General features: G+C 72.4%; 14 protein-coding genes. 6 read left to right on the top strand and 8 right to left on the bottom strand.

The features are described 5' to 3' along the window. Positions 1-41: 41 nt before the first annotated feature. A complete protein-coding gene (gene ppdK / locus ABZT93_RS22785; RefSeq protein WP_356107176.1) occupies positions 42-2,762 on the bottom strand; it encodes a pyruvate, phosphate dikinase in 2,721 nt (906 codons plus the stop codon). Between the two features lie 383 nt (positions 2,763-3,145). Beyond that, positions 3,146-4,348 carry an ROK family protein gene (locus ABZT93_RS22790; protein WP_356107179.1) on the bottom strand — a complete coding sequence of 401 codons (1,203 nt, stop codon included), beginning with the start codon at positions 4,346-4,348 and terminating at the stop codon, positions 3,146-3,148. A 120-nt stretch (positions 4,349-4,468) separates the two neighbouring features. On the opposite strand from ABZT93_RS22790, the gene ABZT93_RS22795 reads away from it, so the two are divergent. From ABZT93_RS22795 to ABZT93_RS22805, 3 genes are all read left to right on the top strand, one after another. Beyond that, positions 4,469-5,935 (top strand): hypothetical protein, encoded by a 1,467-nt coding sequence (locus tag ABZT93_RS22795; RefSeq protein WP_356107182.1) that lies wholly within the window; start codon positions 4,469-4,471, stop codon positions 5,933-5,935. Beyond that, positions 5,932-7,872 carry a glycogen debranching N-terminal domain-containing protein gene (locus tag ABZT93_RS22800; RefSeq protein WP_356107185.1) on the top strand — a complete coding sequence of 647 codons (1,941 nt, stop codon included), beginning with the start codon at positions 5,932-5,934 and terminating at the stop codon, positions 7,870-7,872. The genes ABZT93_RS22795 and ABZT93_RS22800 overlap by 4 nt, the downstream gene beginning before the upstream one ends. A gap of 149 nt (positions 7,873-8,021) precedes the next feature. After that, positions 8,022-9,752 carry a CDP-alcohol phosphatidyltransferase gene (locus tag ABZT93_RS22805; RefSeq protein ID WP_356107188.1) on the top strand — a complete coding sequence of 577 codons (1,731 nt, stop codon included), beginning with the start codon at positions 8,022-8,024 and terminating at the stop codon, positions 9,750-9,752. 206 nt (positions 9,753-9,958) lie between these two features. On the opposite strand, the gene dusB is transcribed toward ABZT93_RS22805, so the two are convergent. Beyond that, a complete protein-coding gene (dusB, locus tag ABZT93_RS22810; protein ID WP_356107191.1) occupies positions 9,959-11,113 on the bottom strand; it encodes a tRNA dihydrouridine synthase DusB in 1,155 nt (384 codons plus the stop codon). A gap of 96 nt (positions 11,114-11,209) precedes the next feature. Between dusB and ABZT93_RS22815 the strand changes: the two genes are divergently transcribed. After that, positions 11,210-12,655 carry an MFS transporter gene (locus tag ABZT93_RS22815; protein ID WP_356107194.1) on the top strand — a complete coding sequence of 482 codons (1,446 nt, stop codon included), beginning with the start codon at positions 11,210-11,212 and terminating at the stop codon, positions 12,653-12,655. A 335-nt stretch (positions 12,656-12,990) separates the two neighbouring features. On the opposite strand, the gene ABZT93_RS22820 is transcribed toward ABZT93_RS22815, so the two are convergent. From ABZT93_RS22820 to ABZT93_RS22830, 3 genes are all read right to left on the bottom strand, one after another. Continuing rightward, complete coding sequence (locus tag ABZT93_RS22820; RefSeq protein WP_356107197.1) at positions 12,991-17,310, bottom strand: cation-translocating P-type ATPase; 4,320 nt, start codon at positions 17,308-17,310, stop codon at positions 12,991-12,993. Between the two features lie 9 nt (positions 17,311-17,319). Continuing rightward, the gene (locus tag ABZT93_RS22825) at positions 17,320-17,808 is read right to left on the bottom strand and encodes a hypothetical protein (protein ID WP_356107200.1); all 489 of its coding nucleotides are present in this window, start codon (positions 17,806-17,808) and stop codon (positions 17,320-17,322) included. Positions 17,809-18,235: 427 nt separating this feature from the next. Continuing rightward, on the bottom strand, positions 18,236-19,138 hold the full coding sequence (locus tag ABZT93_RS22830; RefSeq protein WP_356107203.1) for a helix-turn-helix transcriptional regulator: 903 nt from the start codon (positions 19,136-19,138) through the stop codon (positions 18,236-18,238). A 101-nt stretch (positions 19,139-19,239) separates the two neighbouring features. Between ABZT93_RS22830 and ABZT93_RS22835 the strand changes: the two genes are divergently transcribed. Then, positions 19,240-20,667: an MFS transporter gene (locus tag ABZT93_RS22835; protein WP_356107206.1), complete on the top strand. Its 1,428-nt coding sequence runs from the start codon at positions 19,240-19,242 to the stop codon at positions 20,665-20,667. 108 nt (positions 20,668-20,775) lie between these two features. Continuing rightward, complete coding sequence (locus ABZT93_RS22840) at positions 20,776-20,982, top strand: hypothetical protein (RefSeq protein ID WP_356107209.1); 207 nt, start codon at positions 20,776-20,778, stop codon at positions 20,980-20,982. 14 nt (positions 20,983-20,996) lie between these two features. On the opposite strand, the gene ABZT93_RS22845 is transcribed toward ABZT93_RS22840, so the two are convergent. Both ABZT93_RS22845 and ABZT93_RS22850 read right to left on the bottom strand, forming a co-directional pair. Continuing rightward, positions 20,997-21,584 (bottom strand): TetR family transcriptional regulator, encoded by a 588-nt coding sequence (locus ABZT93_RS22845; RefSeq protein ID WP_356107212.1) that lies wholly within the window; start codon positions 21,582-21,584, stop codon positions 20,997-20,999. A 25-nt stretch (positions 21,585-21,609) separates the two neighbouring features. Further along, positions 21,610-22,620, bottom strand: a complete 1,011-nt coding sequence (locus ABZT93_RS22850; RefSeq protein ID WP_356107215.1) for an aldo/keto reductase — start codon at positions 22,618-22,620, stop codon at positions 21,610-21,612. Between the last annotated feature and the right edge of the window lie 16 nt (positions 22,621-22,636).

Raw genomic sequence — 22,636 nt, forward strand, 5'->3', positions numbered from 1 at the left:
GGACGGGCGGCGGTTCCGGGGCCCGGCGCCCCGGAAGGGACCTACCGGTGGTCGCTGCCGTTCGCCGTGATCGCCGCGCGCCCCGCCTCCAGGCGGGCCACCGGGATGCGGAACGGGGAGCAGGAGACGTAGTCCAGACCCACCTCGTGGAAGAAGTGGACCGACTCCGGGTCACCACCGTGCTCACCGCAGACGCCGAGCTTGAGGTCGGGGCGGGTCTTGCGGCCCGCCTCGGCGGCGAGCTTGACCAGCGAGCCGACGCCGTCCTTGTCGATCGTCTCGAACGGGCTGACTCCGAAGATGCCCTTCTCCAGGTAGGCCGTGAAGAAGGAGGCCTCCACGTCGTCACGGCTGAAGCCCCATACCGTCTGGGTGAGGTCGTTCGTGCCGAAGGAGAAGAACTCAGCCGCCTCCGCGATCTGGCCGGCGGTCAGCGCGGCGCGCGGGAGCTCGATCATCGTGCCGATGGACAGCTTCAGCTCCACGCCCGTCGCCGCCTCGACCTCCGCGACGACCTGGTCGGCCTCCTCGCGGACGATCTCCAGCTCCTGGACGGTGCCGACGAGCGGGATCATGATCTCCGCGCGCGGGTCGCCCTTGGCGTTCTTGCGCTCGGCCGCGGCCTCGGCGATCGCGCGGACCTGCATCGTGAACAGGCCCGGGATCACCAGACCGAGGCGCACGCCGCGCAGGCCCAGCATCGGGTTCTGCTCGTGCAGGCGGTGCACGGCCTGGAGGAGGCGGAGTTCGTTCTCGTGCGGCTCCTGGCGGGACTCGGCGAGGGCGACTCGGACCGACAGCTCCGTGATGTCCGGCAGGAACTCGTGCAGCGGCGGGTCCAGGAGGCGGACCGTCACCGGCAGGCCGTCCATCGCCGAGAACAGCTCCACGAAGTCCTTCTTCTGGAGCGGCAGCAGCGCCTTCAGCGACTCCTCGCGCTCGGCCTCCGTGTCGGCCAGGATGAGCCGCTCGACCAGCTCACGGCGGTCGCCGAGGAACATGTGCTCGGTACGGCACAGGCCGATGCCCTGGGCGCCGAAGCGGCGGGCGCGCAGCGCGTCCTCGGCGTTGTCCGCGTTGGCGCGGACGCGAAGCCGGCGCTTGCGGTCGGCGAACGCCATGATCCGGTGCACGGCCTCGACCAGCTCGTCGGCGTCGTTGGCGCCCGCGTGCATCCGGCCCTCGAAGTACTCCACGACGGGAGACGGGACGACCGGGACCTCACCGAGGTAGACCTTGCCGGACGACCCGTCGATGGAGATCAGGTCGCCCTCCTCCACGACATGCCCGCCCGGAACCGTCATCCGGCGCCGCTTGGTGTCGACCTCCAGCTCCTCGGCGCCGCAGACACAGGTCTTGCCCATGCCGCGCGCGACGACGGCCGCGTGGGAGGTCTTGCCGCCGCGGGAGGTCAGGATGCCCTCGGCCGCGATCATGCCGTCGAGGTCGTCGGGGTTGGTCTCCCGGCGGACCAGGATGACCTTCTCGCCCGAACGCGACCACTTGACGGCGGTGTACGAGTCGAAGACCGCCTTGCCGACGGCCGCGCCCGGCGAGGCCGCGATGCCCCGGCCGACCTGCGCGACCTTGGTGTTCTCGTCGAAGCGCGGGAACATCAGCTGGGCCAGCTGGGCGCCGGTGACCCGCTGGAGCGCCTCGGCCTCGTCGATCAGGCCCTGGTCCACCAGCTGGGTGGCGATGCGGAAGGCCGCGCCCGCCGTGCGCTTGCCGACCCGGGTCTGGAGCATCCACAGCTGACCGCGCTCGATGGTGAACTCGATGTCGCAGAGGTCCTTGTAGTGGTTCTCCAGCGTCTCCATGATCTGCATCAGCTGGTCGTACGACTTCTTGTCGATCCGCTCCAGCTCCGCGAGCGGGACGGTGTTGCGGATGCCCGCGACGACGTCCTCGCCCTGGGCGTTCTGGAGGTAGTCGCCGTAGACGCCCTGGTGGCCGGAGGCGGGGTCGCGGGTGAAGGCGACACCGGTGCCGGAGTCGGGGCCGAGGTTGCCGAAGACCATCGAGCAGACGTTGACCGCGGTGCCGAGGTCGCCGGGGATGCGCTCCTGGCGGCGGTAGAGCTTGGCCCGGTCGGTGTTCCAGGAGTCGAAGACCGCGTGGATCGCGAGGTCCATCTGCTCGCGCGGGTCCTGCGGGAAGTCCCGGCCCGCCTCCTTCTTGACGATCTTCTTGAAGGCGGTGACCAGCTTCTTGAGGTCGGCGGCCTCCAGGTCGGTGTCGACCGTGACCTTCTTGGCCTCCTTGGCCTTGTCGAGGGCCTCCTCGAAGAGGTCGCCGTCGACGCCGAGGACGGTCTTGCCGAACATCTGGATGAGGCGCCGGTAGGAGTCCCAGGCGAAGCGGTCGTCGCCGGCCTGCTGGGCGAGACCCTGGACCGACTTGTCGGAGAGGCCGATGTTCAGGACCGTGTCCATCATCCCGGGCATCGAGAACTTCGCGCCGGAGCGGACCGAGACGAGCAGCGGGTCGTCGGCCTGGCCGAGCTTCTTGCCCATGCGCTGCTCCAGCGCGTCGAGGTGCGCACTCACCTCGTCACGCAGTGCCGCGGGCTCCTCGCCGCTGTCCAGGTAGACCTTGCAGGCTTCGGTCGTGATGGTGAAGCCGGGGGGAACGGGGAGTCCCAGGTTGGTCATCTCGGCGAGGTTCGCGCCCTTGCCACCCAGGAGGTCCTTGAGGTCCTTGTTTCCCTCGGTGAAGTCGTAGACGAACTTCGCTACGTGGGGTTCTTTGTTTTCCGACACGGGTCTCGACTCCCTCGAGGACGCGGTGGCTGCCCTGACGTCGAGGAACATACCCAGATCGAAGGCGCCTGGGTACGTCTACTCGGGCGTCATACGCCCGTAACCAGTCGTCCGCCAACGGATCGAAAGTCAAAGCTTGGCAAGCGACAGGGGCCCGATGTTTTCATTTCTTGAATGCATGGGCGCTCACCCACCTCTCTTTTCGCTCACATGAGCACCCAACAGCTACATCTGAGTTCGCCCGATGAACGATCAAAGGGTGGCACTGAGTGCCACCCTTTGGAGAAGTGCAGTCGCTCAAGATCCGCTCATCTGAGCCCTACCCTTATCAAGCGTGGCGAGAATCACGCTGCCACAGGGCGGCGGATTTCACCATGCGGACGTCATACGCCCATGGCCAGCAACCGCTCCTCGACCCGCTCGGGCGCGTACAGGTGCTCCACGACCAGCGCACCCGCCCCCACCAGCCCGGCCCGCTCCCCCAGCCGTGAGGTCACGATCTCCAGCCGGGCGGTGGAGCGCGGCAGCGCCCGCTGGTACAGCAGCTCCCGGACCCCCGTGAGGAAGGGAGTTCCGGCCAGATCTCCGGCGATCATCAGGACCCCGGGGTTCAGCAGGGTCACCACCGTCGCCAGGACGTCCCCGACGTGCCGCCCCGCCTCGCGGGCGAGCGCCGCCGCCTCGGGATGCCCGGACGCGAGCAGGTCCCGCACATCCGAGCCCGAGGCCGCGGGCACCCCGGCCGCTGCCAGCCTTCGCGCCACGGCACCACCGCTCGCCACGGCGGCGAGACAGCCGTAGGACCCGCACCGGCACAGCGACTCCGCGCCGGCCGGCACCCGGATGTGGCCCAGGTCGCCCGCGCCGCCGTCGATGCCCCGGTAGACCGAGCCGTCGACCACGACTCCGGCGCCGATGCCCGTCGAGACCTTGACCAGCACGAACGCCGAGCAGTCGGGGTAGGCCGTGCACTGTTCGCCGTAGGCCATGAGGTTGGCGTCGTTGTCGACGAGCACGGGGACCGGGCCCGCCCCGGTGTGCTCGGTGAAGGCTCTGGCGAGGCGGCCTCTTATGTCGTAGCCGTCCCAGCCGGGCATGATCGGCGGCTGGACCACCCGGCCGCTCTCCAGGTCGACCGGGCCCGGCACGGCGAGCCCGATCCCGCAGACCTCCTCCGCCCGCTGCCCCGCCTTCTCCAGCAGCTCGGCGAACCAACGGCCCAGCTCGCCGAGCACGGCGTCCGGGCCGTCCTCGATGACCAGGGTGCCGCTGTGCTCGGCGAATATCTCGCCGGTCAGGGACAGCACGGCCGCGCGCGCGTGCCTGGTCTCCAGGTCGGCGGCGAGGACGACGGCGTGGGCGTCGTCGAACTCCAGGGTGATGGAGGGGCGGCCGCCCAGCGGGGAGTCCACGGGGCCCCCGGCGCCCTCGCGCAGCCAGCCCGCGCGGAAGAGGCGGTCGAGGCGCTGGCCGACGGTCGCCCGGGACAGTCCGGTGGCCTGCTGGAGTGCGCCGCGCGTGACGGCACGCCCGCTGCGGACCAGTTCGAGCAGATCTCCGGCGCCGGTCTGACTCCGTCCAGCCATGCGCACCCCCTTGTGTTTCTCAACTCTGCATTACATATTGGGTTTTGCGTGTTAAATAGACGTAACCCTACGGTAGCCCTGACCGAACCGGTCAGCCATACGTCTTTCGGGGAGCCCCGAGTGGATCGCACTGCCCAGCTCATCACCCCTTCCGCGGAGCGTTCGATCGCATACGATCCGCCGGGTTCGTCACATTCCCTGCACGTCAGGGCGGCGAGGGTGCTGGAGGGCAACTGGACCGGCGCCTCCACGGTGCCCTCACGCGGTCTGTACCCGCACCAGTGGTCCTGGGACTCCGCGTTCATCGCGATCGGCCTGCGCCACCTCTCCCCGCTGCGGGCGCAGACGGAGCTGGAGACCCTGCTGTCGGCCCAGTGGGGCGACGGACGCGTCCCGCACATCGTCTTCAACCCCTCCGTACCGCTCGACGCGTACTTCCCGAGCCCCGACTTCTGGCGCTCCTCGACCGCGGGGCACGGCGCGGGCGCCCCGCGCACCGTACAGACGTCCGGCATCGTGCAGCCACCGGTCCACGCCCTGGCAGCGTGGCTGGTCCACCGCGCCGACCCCGGCCTGTCCCGGGCGCGCGGCTTCCTCGCCCGGGTGTACCCCCGTCTGGCCGCCTGGCACCGCTATCTCCTGCACCGCCGGGACCTGGGCGGCGGCGGCCTGGCGTCCGTCGTGCACCCCTGGGAACAGGGTATGGACAACAGCCCCGCCTGGGACCTCCCGCTCTCCCGCGTCACCCCGGCCCCGGCCCGCTCCTTCCGCCGCGCCGACCTCGACCACGGAGCCGCCGAGGACCGGCCGACGGACCTGGACTACGGACGGTACGTACGGCTGGCGACGGACTACCGGGACGGCGGGTACAGGGACGGGCCGGGCGGGGGCCGTGGTGTCGGCGCGGGCGGGTTCGCCGTCGAGGACCCCGCCTTCAACGCCCTGCTCATCGCCTCCGAGCACGCACTCGCCCGGATCGCCGCCGAGCTCGGAGCGCCCGGCACGGCCCGGCACGCGCGCGCGGAGCGGCTCACGGCGGCGCTGGTGGAGCGGCTGTGGGATCCGGCGAGCGGGATGTTCCTGTGCCGGGACCTCAGGGCCCCCGCCGCGGACGGGCGCGGCACCCTGATCCCCGAGCGTGGTGTGTCCGGCCTGGTCCCCCTGCTGCTCCCCGACCTCCCGCGGGGCATCGCCTCGACGCTGGTGCGTACCCTCTCCGGCCCGCACTTCGGGCTCGGCACCACCACCCGCCTCCCCCCGAGCCACGACCTCCTCGGCGAGGCCTTCGACCCGCACCGCTACTGGCGCGGCCCGGCCTGGTTCAACACCGCCTGGCTGCTGGAGCGAGGGCTGCGCACCCACGGCGCGCACCGACGGGCCGACGCGCTGCGCGAGTCGGTCCTCGAACTGGCCGAGGCCACCGACTTCGCGGAGTACGTCGACCCGTACACCGACGAGGCCTGCGGGGCGGCCGGTTTCAGCTGGACCGCCGCGCTCGCGCTCGACCTGCTGCACAGCGACATCACGGTCACGAACGACACCACAGGCACGGCGGACATGGCACTCAAGGGAGGGACCCGGCGATGACGGACCGGCATCATCTGCTCGTGCACGGCGAGACGTTCGCCGCCGTGGGGGACGGCGGGGACATCAGCGGGGTCCGGGGCGGCGGCAGCTCCCCGGACGGACTGTTCGTACGCGACGCCCGGCATCTGAGCCGCTGGCAGCTCACGGTCGACGGCGCGGTGCCCGAAGCACTGTCGCCGGTGGCCGACGGGGACACCGCGCGCTGCGTCCTCGTCCCGCGCGGGGGCCGGCAGGAGCCGCCCGCCTGCACCCTCTTCCGTGAGCAGGCGGTGGGGGACGGCTCGTTCGTCGAGTCCCTCCGGGTCACCAGCAACCGCCCGGTGCCGACCACGGTCCGGCTCGCGGTCACCGCGGACGCCGACTTCGCCGACCAGTTCGAACTCCGCTCCGACCACCGCACCTACACCAAGACCGGCGCCACCCGCTCCCGCGAGGTCCGCGAGGACGGCGTGGAGTTCGGCTACCAGCGCCGCGAGTGGCGGTCCCGTACGACGGTGACGGCCGACCCCGCCCCGGACGGCGTCGAGGAGACGGGCACCGGAGCACGGCGCCTGGTCTGGACGCTCGACCTGGAACCGCACGGCACGGCCGAGCTGATCCTGCGGGTGATGGCCCGCCCGCACGGCGACAGGCGGGCCCGCCGGGTACCGAGCTCTCCCGCCGCCCTGAACCGCCAACTCCTGGCGCTGGAGGGCGAGTTCGTGGAGGGCGTCGCCTTCCCCACGGGTTGGCCGGAGCTGGCGGCCGCCTGCGCCCGCGGGCTCGCCGACCTCGCCTCGCTCCAGGTCCCGGCGACCGGGCCGGACGGGGAGGAACTGCGCGTACCGGCGGCCGGAGCCCCCTGGTTCCTGACCCTTCTCGGCCGGGACGCCCTCCTGACCTCGCTCTTCGCCCTCCCCTACCGCCCCCAGCTGGCCGCCGCGACCCTTCCCGCGCTCGCCGCCACCCAGGCCACCGAGACCGGCGCGGCCTCCGTCTCCCAGCCCGGCAAGATCGTGCACGAGGTACGGCAGGGGGAGCTCGCGCACTTCGAGCAGGTGCCCTACGGCCGCTACTACGGCTCGGTCGACGCGACCCCGCTGTTCCTCGTCCTGCTCGGCGCGTACGTGGAACACACCGGGGACGTCGCGCTCGCCCGACGTCTGGAGTCCCACGCCCGGGCCGCGATCGGCTGGATGCTCGACCACGGCGGCCTCACCTCGCGCGGCTACCTCGTCTACCGCGCCGACCAGGGCGGCCTCGCCAACCAGAACTGGAAGGACTCCCCCGGCGCGATCTGCGGCGCCGACGGGACGCGCGCGAGCGGGCCGGTGACGGCGGCGGGCGCCCAGGGCTACGCGTACGACGCGCTGCGCAGGACCGCGTGGGTCGCGCGCACGGCGTGGGAGGACGAGACCTACGCGGCACTCCTCGAACAGGCCGCGGCGGATCTGCGGGACCGGTTCCAGCGGGACTTCTGGATGCCGGACCGCGCCTTCCCCGCGCTCGCGCTCGACGGAGAGGGCCGGCAGGTCGACGCGCTGGCCTCCGACGCCGGGCATCTGCTGTGGTCCGGGCTGCTCGACAAGGAGTACGGGGAGCTGGTGGGGCGGCGCCTGCTGGAGCCGGACTTCTTCTCCGGGTGGGGGGTGCGGACCCTGGCGGCGGGACAAGGGGCGTACCACCCGCTGTCGTATCACCGGGGATCGGTGTGGCCGCACGACAACGCGCTGATCACACTGGGTCTTGCCCGGTACGGCCTGCACGACGAGGCGCGGGCGGTGGCGCACGGGCTGGTGGACGCGGCGACGGCCACCGGGCACCGGCTGCCGGAGGTGCTGGCGGGGTACGGGCGGGAGTCCCACGGCGAGCCGGTGCCCTATCCGCACGCGTGTGTGCGGGAGGCACGGTCCGCCGCCGCGCCGCTCGCGTTGCTGACGGCGGTCGGGGGCGCCTGATCGAGGCACCTCACCGTTGACCAAGCGTTGGGGCGGTGTTTGCCCTGGAAGGTGAACTGACGGGCTGAGCCCTCCGTACGGGACTGTGGCGGATCCGAGACCCCATATCGGATCCGCCTTCCACCAGGACCGTATGGAAGGACCCTCGGGTGTCCGAGACCCTTGCAGAGAGCACATCGCCCGAGGCCGGGGCGGCGGGTGCGGACAGCCCGCCGGCCGGGAAGCCGTCCTGGCGGGACACGCACCCCACCGCCGTACGCAACACTCGGTGGGCCCTGAACATCCTCGCCGCCCTGCTCGTCCTCGGGGCCCTGCTCCTGCCGAACAAGGTGGCCTATCTGCACCTACGGGCGTTCGTGCGGATTCCGGCGGAGGCAATCATCGGGGCGGCCGTGATGCTCGCGCTGCCGCGTCGGCCGCGGCTGGTGGTGGCCGCGCTGTCCGGTGCTGGGCTCGGGGTGATGACGATCCTGAACCTGCTCGACATGGGGTTCAACGACTATCTCGGGCGGCCCTTCAACCCCGTCCTGGACTGGGAGTTGCTCGACGACGCGCAGTCGTACATCGCGGACTCGATGGGCGGGGCCGCGGCGGTCGGAGCCGCGGTCGGCGCGGTCGTCCTCGTGCTCCTGCTGGTGGCCGTCATGACGCTGGCGATGGTCCGGCTGAGCGGTCTGCTCGTCCTGGACCGGCGGACCGCGACCCGGGGGACCCTCCTCGCCGCCACCGTCTGGGTCACCTGCTCCGCGCTCGGTCTCCAGATCCTCGGCATCCCGCTGGCCTCCGATCACACCGCCGCGCTCACCGCGATCCAGGCCAAGCAGGTGGTGCAGACCGTGCGGGACGAGGCGTCCTTCGAGAAGGTGGCCAAGGTCGACGCCTTCGGGAACACCCCGGGCGCCCAGCTGGTGCCCGACCTGCGCGGCAAGGACATGATCTTCACCTTCATCGAGAGCTACGGCCGCAGCGCCGTCGAGGACCCGGGCATCGCGCCCGGCGTCGACAAGACCCTCGACACCAGCACCGCGGCCCTCGCGAAGGCCGGCTTCCACGCGAAGAGCGGCTGGCTGACCTCGGCGACGTACGGCGGCAGCAGCTGGCTCGGCCACTCGACGACCCTTTCCGGCCTGTGGATCGACAACCAGCAGCGCTACCGGACCGTCATGGCCAGCGACCACCTCAGCCTCACCAAGGCCTTCAAGAAGACCGGCGACTGGGACACGGTCGGGGTGATGCCCGGCATCCAGAAGGGCTGGCCGGAACAGACGTACTACGGCCTCGACAAGGTCTACAACGCCTTCCAGCTCGGCTACCAGGGGCCCAAGTTCAGCTGGTCGACGATGCCCGACCAGTACGCCCTCGAGGCCTACCAGCGTCAGATCCACGGCAAGAAGCGCGACAAGCCGCTGATGTCCGAGATCATCCTGACCTCCAGCCACCAGCCCTGGGCGCCGATCCCGAAGATGGTCGACTGGAACGACCTGGGCGACGGCTCGATCTTCAAGGACATCCAGAAGGCGGGCAACAAGGCCTCCGACATCATCGCCGACCCCACCCGCTCCAAGCAGGAGTACGGCAAGTCCATCTCGTACTCGGTGACGTCACTGACCCAGTGGCTGGAGCGCTACGGCAACGACGACACGGTCCTCGTCTTCCTCGGCGACCACCAGCCGATCGCCCGGGTCAGCGGTGAGCACGCCAGCCGTGACGTGCCGATCTCGATCGTCGCCAAGGACCCGAAGGTCCTCGACAAGATCGCGTCCTGGAACTGGACGGACGGTCTGAAGCCGGCGCACAACGCCCCGGTCTGGAAGATGAGCTCCTTCCGGGACCGCTTCCTGACGGCGTACGGGTCGACTCCGCATCCGTCAAAGGGGTAGCGCTGCGCTGGGCTTGGGCAGGGTGCCTACGGGGGTGCCGGGACGGGTTGTCGGGCGGGTGCGGGTGCGTTGTGGCTGGTCGCGCAGTTCCCCGCGCCCCTGGGTGGGTTGCAGTCACCCGCGTCACGATGGACCGTTGACCACCAACCGGGGGCGCGGGGAACTGCGCGACCAGCCCCCAGCGGCCCGCAGGCGAACGACCGCCGTCAGCCCCCCGACGTGTCCAGCTCCGCGTCCTCCCCGACGCCCGCGCAGTCGTACGGGTCCTTGAGCCAGCCGTCCGGCAGCACCACCCGGTTGTTGCCGGACGTACGGCCCCGCGGACCGTCCGCTCCCGCCGGCCAGGGCTGGTCCAGGTCCAACTCGTCCAGGCCGGACCGGAGTTCCGACAGCGACGACGTGATCGCGAGCCGCTTGCGCATCTCGCTGCCGACGGCGAAGCCCTTCAGATACCAGGCCACGTGCTTGCGGAAGTCGATCACCCCGCGGGACTCGTCCCCGATCCACTCCCCCAGCAACGTGGCGTGCCGGACCATGACATCGGCCACCTCGTGCAACGAAGGCCGGGCGATGTCCTGCGTACGCCCCTCGAACGCCGCCACCAGATCCGCGAACAGCCACGGCCGCCCCAGACAGCCCCGCCCGACGACGACCCCGTCGCACCCGGTCTCCCGCACCATCCGCAGGGCGTCCTCCGCCGACCAGATGTCGCCGTTGCCGAGCACGGGGATCTCCGGCACATGCTCCTTGAGCCGCGCGATGGCGTCCCAGTCCGCCGTGCCGCCGTAGTGCTGGGCGGCCGTACGACCGTGCAGCGCGATGGAGGTGACACCCTCCTCGACCGCGATCCGCCCCGCGTCCAGGTACGTGATGTGATCGTCGTCGATCCCCTTGCGCATCTTCATCGTGACCGGCAGGTCCCCCGCCCCGCTCACGGCCTCGCGCAGGATCGCCCGGAGCAGCGGGCGCTTGAAGGGCAGCGCGGACCCGCCGCCCTTCCGCGTCACCTTCGGCACCGGGCACCCGAAGTTCAGGTCGATGTGGTCGGCGAGATCCTCTTCCGCGATCATGCGGACGGCCTTGCCGACGGTGGCGGGGTCGACGCCGTACAGCTGGATCGAACGAGGCTTCTCGCTCTCGTCGAAGTGGATCAGCTGCATGGTCTTCTCGTTGCGCTCGACCAGCGCCCGGGTCGTGATCATCTCGCTGACGAACAGCCCCTTGCCCCCGCTGAACTCCCTGCACAGGGTACGGAAGGGCGCGTTGGTGATCCCGGCCATGGGAGCCAGGACGACCGGCGGCTGCACGGTGTGCGGGCCGATTCGCAGGGGCGTGTTCTCGGTGAGCGCGGTCGTGGACATTCCCCCATTGTCACGTACGGCTCGGGGTACCCGTGCATCGATCATGTAGCAACCATTAGTTAGACACACTATCGAAATCGGCGTACGATGAAACGCATGCCCGAGCTCAGTCATCGCCGACGCATGCTGGTGCTCGCGATCTGCTGTATGAGCCTCCTGATCGTGAGCCTCGACACCACCGCCCTCAACGTCGCCCTGCCCGCCATGCAGCGGGGCCTGGACGCGAGCACGGCCGGCCTGCAGTGGACGATCGACGCGTACACCCTGGTCCTCGCCTCGCTGCTGATGCTGGCCGGCTCCACGGCCGACCGGATCGGCCGCAAGCGCGTCTTCATGGCGGGCTTGATCGTCTTCACGATCGGCTCGGCGCTGTGCTCCGCCGCACCGAACCTGGAGGCGCTGATCGCGTTCCGGATGGTGCAGGCGGTCGGTGGTTCGATGCTCAACCCGGTCGCCATGTCGATCATCACCAACACCTTCACCGACCCGCGCGAGCGGGCCCGGGCGATCGGGGTGTGGGGCGCGGTCGTCGGCATCTCCATGGCCGCGGGACCGCTGGTCGGCGGGGTGCTCGTGGACTCGGTCGGCTGGCGCTCGATCTTCTGGGTCAACCTGCCGGTGGGGCTCGCGGCCCTGCTGCTCACCCTGCGGTACGTGCCCGAGTCCCGGGCGCCCAAGGCCCGCCGCCCCGACCCGGTCGGGCAGCTCCTGGTGATCGCGCTGTTCGGCTCGCTCACGTACGCGATCATCGAGGCGCCGGCCTCGGGCTTCTCGTACGTCCTGCCCTTCGCCGTGGTGACCGTCGTCGCGCTGGCGGGACTCCTCTGGTACGAGCCCCGGCGTGACGAGCCCCTCATCGACCTGCGGTTCTTCCGGTCCGCGCCGTTCAGCGGGGCGACGGTGATCGCGATCAGCGCGTTCGCGGGTCTTGGCGGGTTCCTGTTCCTGTCGACGCTGTACCTCCAGAACGTGCGCGGGCTGGACGCGCTGCACGCGGGCCTGTGGATGCTACCGATGGCGGTGCCGATGTTCCTGTGCGCGCCCCTCGCCGGGCGGCTGGTGGGGAGCCGGGGGCCGAGGCTGCCGTTGGTCGCCGCCGGAGTCATGATCACCGCCAGTGGGGTGCTGTTCGCCGCGTTCGACGCGGAGACGTCGAACGTGACGCTGTTCCTCGGCTATGTGCTGTTCGGGATCGGGTTCGGGCTGGTGAACGCGCCGATCACCAACACGGCGGTGTCGGGGATGCCGCGCGCCCAGGCCGGGGTCGCGGCGGCCGTCGCCTCCACGAGCCGTCAGCTGGGGCAGACGCTCGGGGTCGCGGTGGTCGGGGCGGTGCTGGCCTCGGGGGTGGGGGCGTCGTCGTACAAGGAGACGTTCGTGTCCGCCGCAGTGCCGGGGTGGTGGATTCTTGCCGGGTGCGGGCTCGCCGTGCTGGTGCTCGGGGCGGTGACCACCGGGCCGTGGGCCCGGCGTTCCGCTGAGCGTACGGCCGAGCGGCTGGAGTCGGTGGAGGTTCGCGAGGCGGCGGGGGTCAGCGCGTAGGCCTCCGGCCGGTCGCCGGTCGAGGGTCAGCGCGTGGTTCTGCGGCCTCCCGCCGGTGGGGGCTGGTCGCGCCGTTCCCCGCGCCCCTGGGGGTGGGGTTCATCTGGGTCGAGTCGGCACCGTTCGCTGCGGGGGGGAGGGGCAGCGCGTCGTTCCGCGGCCTCCCACCGGTGGGGGCTGGTCGCGCCGTTCCCCGCGCCCCTGAGGGTGGGGCTCACCTGGGTCGAGTCGGCACCGTTCGCTGCGGGGGGAGGGGCAGCGCGTCGTTCCGCGGCCTCCCACCGGTGGGGGCTGGTCGCGCCCACGCGGCGGTAGCCGCACAGAGTAGTTACACCTCACCAGAGTCGAGACAGCACCCTTCGCTCCAGTACGGGGAGAGAGCGCTGACCCGCCAGCGCCAGTGCTATCGCCGCCGCCACCCCCGCCCACGCCAACGGGCCCAGCGGCGTGCAGCCGAAGAGTTGGCTTACTCCTGGCGTCTCCACTAGGGCGATCAACGCCACCGCCGAACCCAGGGACGTGAAGCGGACCAGCGGGCTGTCCCGGCGGTCCGCCAGGGTCTGGGCCAGCTGTGTGCCGACCACCGCGCACAGCGCCATCGTCGTCGAGCGGCGGGCCGTGCCCGGGGTGAAGCGGCCGATGAGCCAGGCCACCGTGGCACCCAGGCAGGTGGTGAGGGCGCGGTCGCGGATCTGCTGGGTCAGGGCGGTGCCCAGGACCGTGTCGACCGAGGGCTCGTCCTCCGTGGGTTTCTCCGTCGGCGTCACCGCCACGGCCATCGCCGGGAACAGGTCGGTGAAGAGGTTCACCAGGAGCATCTGGCGGGTGGACAGGGGCGCGGCGCCCGACAGGAGGGTGCCGAGGATGCCGAAGCCCACCTCACCGGCGTTGCCGCCGATCAGGATGGCGATGGCGTCGGCGACGCTGTGCCACAGGGCGTGGCCCTCGCGGACGGCCTCGATGAGGACGGTGAGGTCGTCCCCGGTGAGGACCAGGTCCGCGGCGTTGCGGGCGGCGGCCGAGCCGCGGGCGCTGATGCCGACGCCGATGTCGGCCGCACGGATCGCGGCCGCGTCGTTGGCGCCGTCACCGACCATGCCGACGACCCGGCCCGCGTCCCGGAGGGCCTCGACGACCTGGAGTTTCTGCTCAGGCGCGACCCGGGCCACGACATCGGCGTCGCGCAGCATCCGGGAGCGGGCCGAACGGTCGGCGGCGGCCAGTTCGTCGCCGGTGACGACCGTGGCGTCCTCGGGCCAGCCGAGGTCGGTGGCGATGGCGTGGGCGGTCTGCGGGTGGTCGCCGGTCAGCACGACAGGCCGTACGCCCGCCTCGCGCAGTCCGCGAACCAGGTCCGGGGAGGTCTCCCGGGCCACGTCGGCGAGGGCCAGCAGACCCACGAACTCCAGGTCCCGCAACGGCTCTTCGAGTACGGCCTGCTCGTCGCCGTCGAGCGGACGCCGGGCCACCGCGAGGACGCGCAGGCCGTCCGCCGCCAGGGAGTGGGCCCGCTCGGATGCCTCGGCGGGGAGGTCGGCGCAGGCGGGCAGGACGGTCTCCGGGGCGCCCTTGAGCACCAGGACCGGGGAGTCGTCGCCGGCCTGTCCGACGGCGGCGGCGTAGCCGCGGCCGGCCTCGAAGGGCAGGCCCTCCAGCTGGGTCCACTCCTCGTCGGGGGCGGCCGCGTCCAGGACGGCCTCGTCGGTGGCGTGGGCCGGGCGCTGCCCGGAGTCGCCGTCGAGCTGCGGGCAGGCGCGGGCCGCGATCCGCAGCGGGCCGTCCGCGTCGGGCTCGTCGAGGGTGTGGACCGTGCCGTGCGCGTCGGTGACCCGGACCAGGCGCAGCCGGTTCTCGGTGAGGGTGCCGGTCTTGTCGAAGCAGATGGTGTCCATGCGGCCCAGGGCTTCCAGGGTGCGCGGGGCGCGGACCAGCACGCCGTGCGCGCTGAGCCGGCGGGCGGCCGCCAGCTGCGCGACCGTGGCCACCAGCGGCAGCCCTTCCGGTACGGCGGCGACCGCGACCGCGACCCCGCCGCTGACCGCCTGGCGCAGGGGCGTGCCGCGTACCAGGGCGAGTCCGGTGACCGCGGCGCCGCCCGCCATCGTCAACGGCATTGCCTTGCGGGTGAGTTCCTGGAGCCGGGCCTGGACTCCGGCGGCGGCCGGGTTACGGGCGGCGAGCGCGACGGCGCGGGCGGCCTCGGTGCGGTCGCCGGTGTCCACGACGACCGCGCGGGCGTTCCCGGCCACCACGGTCGTCCCCTCGAAGACCATGCAGTGCCGTTCGGCGACGGGGGCGCGCGGGCTCGGGTCGGTGCGCTTGCCCACCGGGAGGGACTCGCCGGTCAGCGCGGACTCGTCGACCTCCAGGCCGTCCTCCCACAGCAGGCGGGCGTCGGCGGGCACCACGTCGTCCAGCGTGAGCTCGATGACGTCACCCGGGCTCAGCTCGGCGGCGTCGACGACATGCGGTTCCGCGTCGTCCTCCTCCGCGACCCGGGCCTTCTGCTTCTGCTGGGCGAACAGCCCGGACAGGGCCCGCTCGGCGCGCAGCCGCTGGAGTCCCCCGACGAGGGCGTTCAGGTCGAGGGCGCCGACCACCAGCAGGGCGTCCATCGCGGATCCGAGGATCGCGGACGCGGCCGATCCGACCGCGAGGACGGGGGTGAGCGGGTCGTCCAGCTCCCCGCGCACGGCCCGGGCAAGCTGCGCCGACCACCTGGCGGGGGCCAGCACGGGCAGTCGTACGACGGCGTCGGCGGCGGTGCGGACCCGTGCGGTCGTCTGCTCGACGAGCGTCGGCTCGGGGGGTGCCTGCTGTTCCAGCCGGTCGCGTACGTCGTCCGGGTGCAGGGCGTGCCAGGCCACCCGTGGACGCGGGTGCGGGAGGTCCGCGCCGGCCACCCGGAGGGCGGCGCGGGTGCCGCTGAGGAGGGCGGCGGCCGCGGCCGCGTCGACGGGTGCGTGCCGGAGGCCGGGCAGTGCCGTACGGCGTCCGCCGCGGCCCGACTCGCCGACGGCGACGAGGAGTCCGGACAGGGCGGCGCCCGAGCGAGCCAGGGTCTGGGAGCGGCGGCCGACCCCGCGGGCCGCCGGTACGGCGGTCAGCAGCCGCCAGACGTCGGGCAGTCCGTGCGGTGCGAGGACGTCGGCGCCCCAGGCGACCGCGCAGCCGCCGTCGGTGAGGGAGACGGCCACGTCGCCGCGCAGGAGACCGGCGACGGTGTCGGCGTCCTGGGGGCGGGCGATGGTGAGCACGCCACCGCCGGCTCCACTGTCGTCGCCGTCCTCCTCGTCTCCGTCGTTGCGGAGTTGGTCGACGATGTCCCGCAACGGCCTCTCGGAGCTGACGACTTGGTCGGCGAGGCCGGTGAAGTCGGCCAGGGCGGGGTCGTCCAGGACGACGACCCGCAGTCCGGCGCGCCGGGCGGCGTCCAGCACCGGCTCGGCCCAGGCGTCGGCGCCCGCGCCCGGGGTGCGCAGGGCGCTCGGGTGCAGGAGGACGGTGCCGACGGTCTCCAGCTGCCGCAGCCGGTCCGGGTCGCGCACCAGGACGCCGGAACGGGACAGGGCCGCGCTCAGTACGGCGTGGAAGGCGGCTGGGCCGTAACGCGCGGCCTTGGGAGAGCCCGCGAGGACGGCCTCCGCGGCCTCGGTCACGTCGTGCTTGACCAGGAGCGCGGCGACGGCGCCCGCGATGCTGCCGGCCGAGGCGTGGCCGGCGTACTCCTGGGCGCGCGAGGGGAGTGGGGGCGGCCGCAGGGTCAGGTCGGCGGGCACGCTGTCCCGGTCGGGGACGCACAGGTCGTCGTGCACCAACTCGAAGGCGGCCGTCCGGACGAGGGCCTCGGCCAGCTGGCAGGTGCGCAGGGTTCCGTCGAGCAGCAGGGAGGTGGGGCTGTGACCGGCGCCGTGCACGGCGGCGTTCACGGCGGCCAGGGCCACATCCGCCCGCGCGCTCCCGAGCCGCCGTCGCAGCCAGCCCCTGAAGCGAGGGTTCTCCCGCAGCAACATCACCACCGCGGTCACCGGCCGCGGGGAGGCGGGCAACCGCAGCGCGGACCCGGTGAACGCGGCGGCGGCCCCGACGGCGTCGGCGCCGAGCGCCAGGGCGGCGGTGCGCACGGAGCCGGGGTCACCGGGGTGGGCGAGCTCCTCGACATCCTGGCCGTCCGCAACCAGCCCGTACCGCTCGGCGAGGACCGCGATCCGCTTCTCGACCCGCTCCGTGGCCACTCCCTCCACCGCGGTCACGACGAGTCGCCCGAGGCCCTGGTCCCAGTAGGCCAGAGCGATGTCGGGGTGCTCGGCGAGGGCGGTGACGAGGCGGCGGGCGCGGTGTTCGGTGGGGGTGTGTTCTCCGTGTCCGCCGTGCCCCGGGTCCGCTTCCGTTTCCGTTTCCGTTTCCCCTGCCGCTTTTGCGCGCAGTGGCACATGGACGCGGGGGCCCGCCCGCCAGTGCGGGGGTGCTCCCGGGAGGGCCGCTCGGGCGGCCCGCGTGGTGCGGGCCGCGAAGTCCGCGGTGCGTACGCCGGCCCGTGCCGTTCCGGCCACCGCTCCGGCTGCCGCGCCGACCGCGGCGGGCGTACCCCTGGCAAGCAGCCGGGGGCCGGCCAGGACGAGTCCCGCGGCGGCCGTCGTGAGTCCTCGGTTCATCGTTCGTCCTCAGTCGCCGGATCGGGTACGGCTCGCGGTGGAGCCCCCGGGGCCCCGGTGGCCGGACGGTGACGCCGTCTCGTGCGGCGGGAGTTTGTCGGAGGGCGTGCGGACCGACGGTCCCGCTGACGCCGGGTGGTTCGGAGTGCCGTGGGTGGACGCCAGGACGCGGGGGGTGGGCCTGCTCTCCTCGCCGGACTCCTCCAGCTCCCCCGGCTTCGGCTGGGTCAGCCACGCCACCGCCGCCCCGGTGACCGCGACGGGCCACTCGACGATGCCCGCGACGCCGAGCACCCCGGCCCCGGCGTACACCGCGAGCCGTCGGCCGCGCGGGGACACCGCTCCGACCCGGTCCAGCGCTCCCTCGGCCATCCGGCCCACGGTCCCGGCCCCTGGCACCTTTCCCAGCACCGACGCGGCCGCCCGCAGCGGCTGCGGAAGCCCCTGTGCCGGTGACCGTGATTCTGCTGCCTGCTGCGACGACTTCTGCTCGGCCATGGCTCGCCTCGCATGTGGGGGGTTTTCTCTTCCGGACCGACCGAGTTCCCGCACTCCGGACGCTCACCCCCACCGACGACAACCGATCGGGCGCTCCGCAGCACCGGCCGCTCCGCGTCGCGCAGCGCCTCGGCGAGGTTCGCCGCGTGGGGATGCGGGGTTGGTGCGCGGACAGACGTACCGCAGGACCGCGGCGGTGCGCCGGTGAGCGGGAGGTACAGGACGTCGGGGTCGGGATGCTGGGCGGCGACCGATGCCGCCCGGGGTCAGGGTGCCGCTCACCGTGTTGCGGACGAGGCAGCGGCGGCCGAGGTCCCGCCGGCCGACCTGGGAACGCCTGGCGAGGGTCGAGCGGACCGACACCGCGGCGACCCGCACCTCGCGAGCGATCTCCACCGCGGTCGGAGAAGGACGGTTGAGATCTCGCTCACGCCGGGACGCGCGGGTCCCGCTCCAGGGCGATCGCGTGCAGCTTCTCCAGCTTCCGCCGGGTCTCGTCGTCTGCGGGCGCGTAGGTGACCATGCGGGGGCCCGCCTCGGGCCCGAGCCAGAGGTCGGTGTGGTCGACCAGGACGTGGCCGACGTAGCTGTTCATGAACTCCTTGCGGCGGCCCCGGTGTTCGATGACCTCGTGCCGGTCCCAGACCTCGCGGAACTCCGAGGACTCGGCGCGCAGCCGCTTCAGGAGCATCTGACAGCCGGGCTCGGCGAGGTGGCCGGCCATGGTGGCACGGAAGCGGGCGGCCATCAGACGCTGCGCCTCCGGCAGGTGGACGATCGAGGAGCGCCAGTCGTCGTTGGTGTAGGAGAGGATCATGCAGTTGCGGTCCTCGGGCGGCACCGCGTCCAGGTCGCACAGCAGCAGGCCGTAGGTGCGGTTGTACGCGAGGATGTCGTAGCGGCTGTTCTGCACACAGGCCGGGACCGGCTCCAGCTGTTCGAGTACCTGCTGGATGGCGGGGGTGATCGACGGGCAGGCGTGGGCCGGTGTCGGGTCGACCGCGCCGGCGAGCTGGAACAGGTGCGAGCGCTCGCTCCGGTCGAGCATCAGCGCGCGGGCGAGGGCGTCCAGGACCTGCACGGAGACCTGGATGTCCCGGGCCTGCTCCAGCCAGGTGTACCAGGTGACGCCGACCGCGGAGAGCTGGGCTACCTCCTCCCGGCGCAGACCCGGGGTGCGGCGCCTGCGGCCGCGGGGCAGGCCGACCTGCTCGGGGGTGATGTGCTCGCGGCGGTGGCGCAGGAAGGCGGCGAGTTCATGGCGCCGGATCACCGCAAGGGACGCGGAAGCGAGGGGCGGTACGGCTGTCTCCTGGGCCATCGTCGTCATGCCTCCAGCCTGCCCGCACCGGGACCCTGTTGCCAGGTGGTTCTTCTACCAGGATAAGAAGACTCTGGTACCCCTCTGCGGCCGGGCGCAGGCTCAGTGACGTGACCACCGAAACCACGACTCCACGCCCCGTCCGCGCCGCCGCGCCACCCGAGTTGGGCGGCCTCGGACTGTTCACGGTGCTGCTCGCCGCGGCACTGCCCCTCATCGACTTCTTCATCGTCAACGTCGCCCTGCCCAGCATCGGCGCGGACCTCTCCGCGAGCGAGTCGGTCCTCGAACTCGTCGTGGCGGGTTACGGGTTGGCGTACGCCGTCCTCCTCGTCCTCGGCGGCCGGCTCGGTGACCTCTTCGGGCGGCGCCGGCTCTTCCTGGGCGGCATGCTGGCGTTCGGGGTGACCTCGCTGGCGTGCGGGCTCGCGCCCACCGCCTGGACGCTGGTCGCGGCGCGGGTCGCACAGGGCGCCGCTTCGGCCGCGATGCTGCCGCAGGTCCTCGCCACCATCCAGTCGGCGACCACCGGGTCCCGCCGGGCGCGGGCGATGGGCCTGTACGGCGCCACGGCCGGCCTCGCCATGGTGGCGGGCCAGATCCTCGGCGGTGTCCTGGTGGCGGCCGACATCGCGGGCACGAGCTGGCGGGCGGCGTTCCTGGTGAACGTCCCGGTCGTCCTGCTCGGCCTGGTCCTCGCGGCCCGTACGGTCCCAGAGACCCGCTCCCCGCGCCCGGAGCCGGTGGACGGCCCCGGCACGGTCCTGCTGGCGGCGACCCTGCTGGCGCTGCTCGCCCCGCTGACCGAGGGCAGGGCGGCGGGCTGGCCGCTGTGGACGTGGCTGTCGCTGGCGGCGTCCCCGTTCCTCGCGGGGGCGTTCCTCGCGGTGGAGCGCAGGGCGGATCGCGGCGGCCGTACGCCTCTCGTGCCGCCGAGCCTGTTCGAGCTGGTGTCCCTGCGCCGCGGCCTGCTGCTGATCCTGCCCTTCTCGATGGGCTTCGCCGGCTTCATGTTCGTGATCGCGGTGGCCCTCCAGGAGGGGGCGGGCCGCAGCCCCGTCCAGGCGGGCCTCGCGCTGGTCCCGCTCGCGGTGACGTTCCTGTGCACGTCGATCGCCGGGCCGCGGCTGATCTCCCGCTTCGGCACCCGGGTGGTGACCGCGGGCGCGCTGATCCAGGGGGTCGGCCTGGGCCTGATGATCCTGGCGGCCCGTTCGTCCTGGCCGGACCTCGGCCTGCTGCCCCTCCTGCCCGGCGGCGCGATCGCCGGAGTGGGCCAGGCCCTCCAGCTGCCCGTGGTCTTCCGGATCGTGCTGTCCGAGGTGCCGCCCGCGCGGGCCGGTGTGGGCAGTGGCGTGATGGTCACCACCCAGCAGGCGTCCCTGGCCCTGGGCGTGGCCACGCTGGGCAGCCTCTTCCTCGCTCTGGTGCCGGGCCTGGGCATGCGGGACGCCCTGGTGACGACTCTCCTGGTCCAGCTGGCCGGGGTGGCCCTGACCGGCGTACTGAGCCTGCGGCTGCCGCGCACGATCGACTGACCAGGCCCCCCGCCGGCCCCGGTCCGGCTCAAGTCCTGGCGAACGCCCCGTGAAGATACTGCTGTTGATGTTGTTTCTGCTGCACACTCCTAGCCGGAGGCGAGGCAGATGGTGCAGATCGGCACGAGCAAGGTGAGCCGCTGGGACGGGCACGGCCGCGAACACGTCGTCCAGGTGCAGCGCAAGGGCGCGCAGCGCACGATCAGATGTGACACCTGCGGGTGGCGCAAGGCGGCTCAGTTCCTGCCCTGGCTGAAGGCGGAGGAGCACCTGGCGGAGGTCCACCAGGCGACGGTGGACCCGTCGAAGTCGTAGCGGGGTGGCGGCGGTCAGGCCTTGAGGCCCCGCAGCAGCAGGTCCACCAGCGCCGTGAACTCCTCTTCCACGCCCGGCTGTTCCCACTCCCCGGCATAGCCGGGGTCGTGGAAGCGGCCGGTGGCCTGGAAGACGGCTCGGGCGGCGACGGCCGGGGCGGCGACGGTGAAGGTGCCCGCGTCGACACCGTCCCGGATGACGCGGGTCAGCTGGTCGGTCAGCTCGGTGAGGTGCTCCATGACCGCCGTGACGTTCTCGCCGGTCAGGACCGTGTAGGTGGCGAACAGTTCCGGATCGTCGCCCGCCTTGCGGCGCTTGGCCTCGAAGAGTGCGGCGAGCCAGTCCCGCAGCCGGGCCTCCGGATCACGGTCCTTCTCGGCGATCGCGGCCAGCATGCCCGTCGCCCGGTCCAGCCAGCGCTTCGTCACCGCCTCCCGCAGCGCCGCCTTCGTCCGGAAGTGCCGGTAGACGCTGCCATGGCTGACGCCGAGCGCGCGTGCCACGTCGACCACGGTGGCCTTGGCGGGGCCGTGGCGGCGCAGCACCTCCTCGGTGGCTTCGAGGATGCGCTCGGCGGTCAGGGTCTCGATGGTCGGCGGCATGCCTAGACGGTACCTGGCACGGTGTTCACCGCTCGCTGTCGAGCATGGCCATCAGCGGCGCCGGATACCGCTCACCCGCCACCGCATCCGCCGGCACGGCCTCCTCGATGGCGGCGAGATCGCCGGCGTCCAGGGTCACGTCCAGCGCACCCAGCGCCTCACCGAGCCGCTCGCGGGTCTTCGCGCCGATCAGCGGCACGATGTCGTCGCCCCGGGAGAGCACCCAGGCGATGGAGATCTGCGCGACCGTGACGCCCTTCTGTTCGGCGATCTTGCGCAGGGACTCGACCAGCGTGAGGTTGTGCTGGAGGTTCTCGCCCTGGAAGCGGGGCGAGTGGGCGCGGAAGTCGGTGGCGGCGAGTCGCCGGTCGGCCGTGAGGTGACCGGAGATCAGTCCGCGCGAGAGCACTCCGTACGCGGTGACGGAGATGCCCAGCTCGCGCAGGGTGGGCAGGATCTCCCGCTCGGGGCTCCGGGACACGAGCGCGTACTCGATCTGGAGGTCGGAGATCGGGGCGGTGGCGGCGGCCCGGCGGATGGTGTCGGCGCCGACCTCGCTGAGCCCGATGTGCCGGACCCAGCCCTTCTCGACCAGTTCGGCGATCGCGCCGACGGTCTCCTCGATCGGCACCTGGGGGTCGAGCCGGGAGGGGCGGTAGACGTCTATGTGGTCGACGCCGAGGCGCTGGAGGGAGTACGCGGCGAAGTTCTTCACGGCGGCGGGGCGGCCGTCGAAGCCGGACCAGCCGCCTTCCGGGTCGCGCAGGGCACCGAACTTCACGCTGAGCAGCGCGTTCTCGCGCGAGGCGGCCGGAGCGGTGCGCAGTGCCTCGTTGATCAGCAGTTCGTTGTGGCCCATGCCGTAGAAGTCGCCGGTGTCCAGCAGGGTGACGCCGGCCTCCAGGGCGGCGTGGATGGTGGCGATCGACTCGGCGCGGTCCGTCTCGCCGTACATACCGGACATGCCCATGCAGCCCAGCCCGAGGGCGGAGACCTGGGGGCCGGTGGTTCCGAGGGTTCGGGTTCGCATCGTCATGCCGTCCACCCTGCCA

The organism is Streptomyces sp. NPDC005303, assembly GCF_040607335.1.
Taxonomy (GTDB): domain Bacteria; phylum Actinomycetota; class Actinomycetes; order Streptomycetales; family Streptomycetaceae; genus Streptomyces.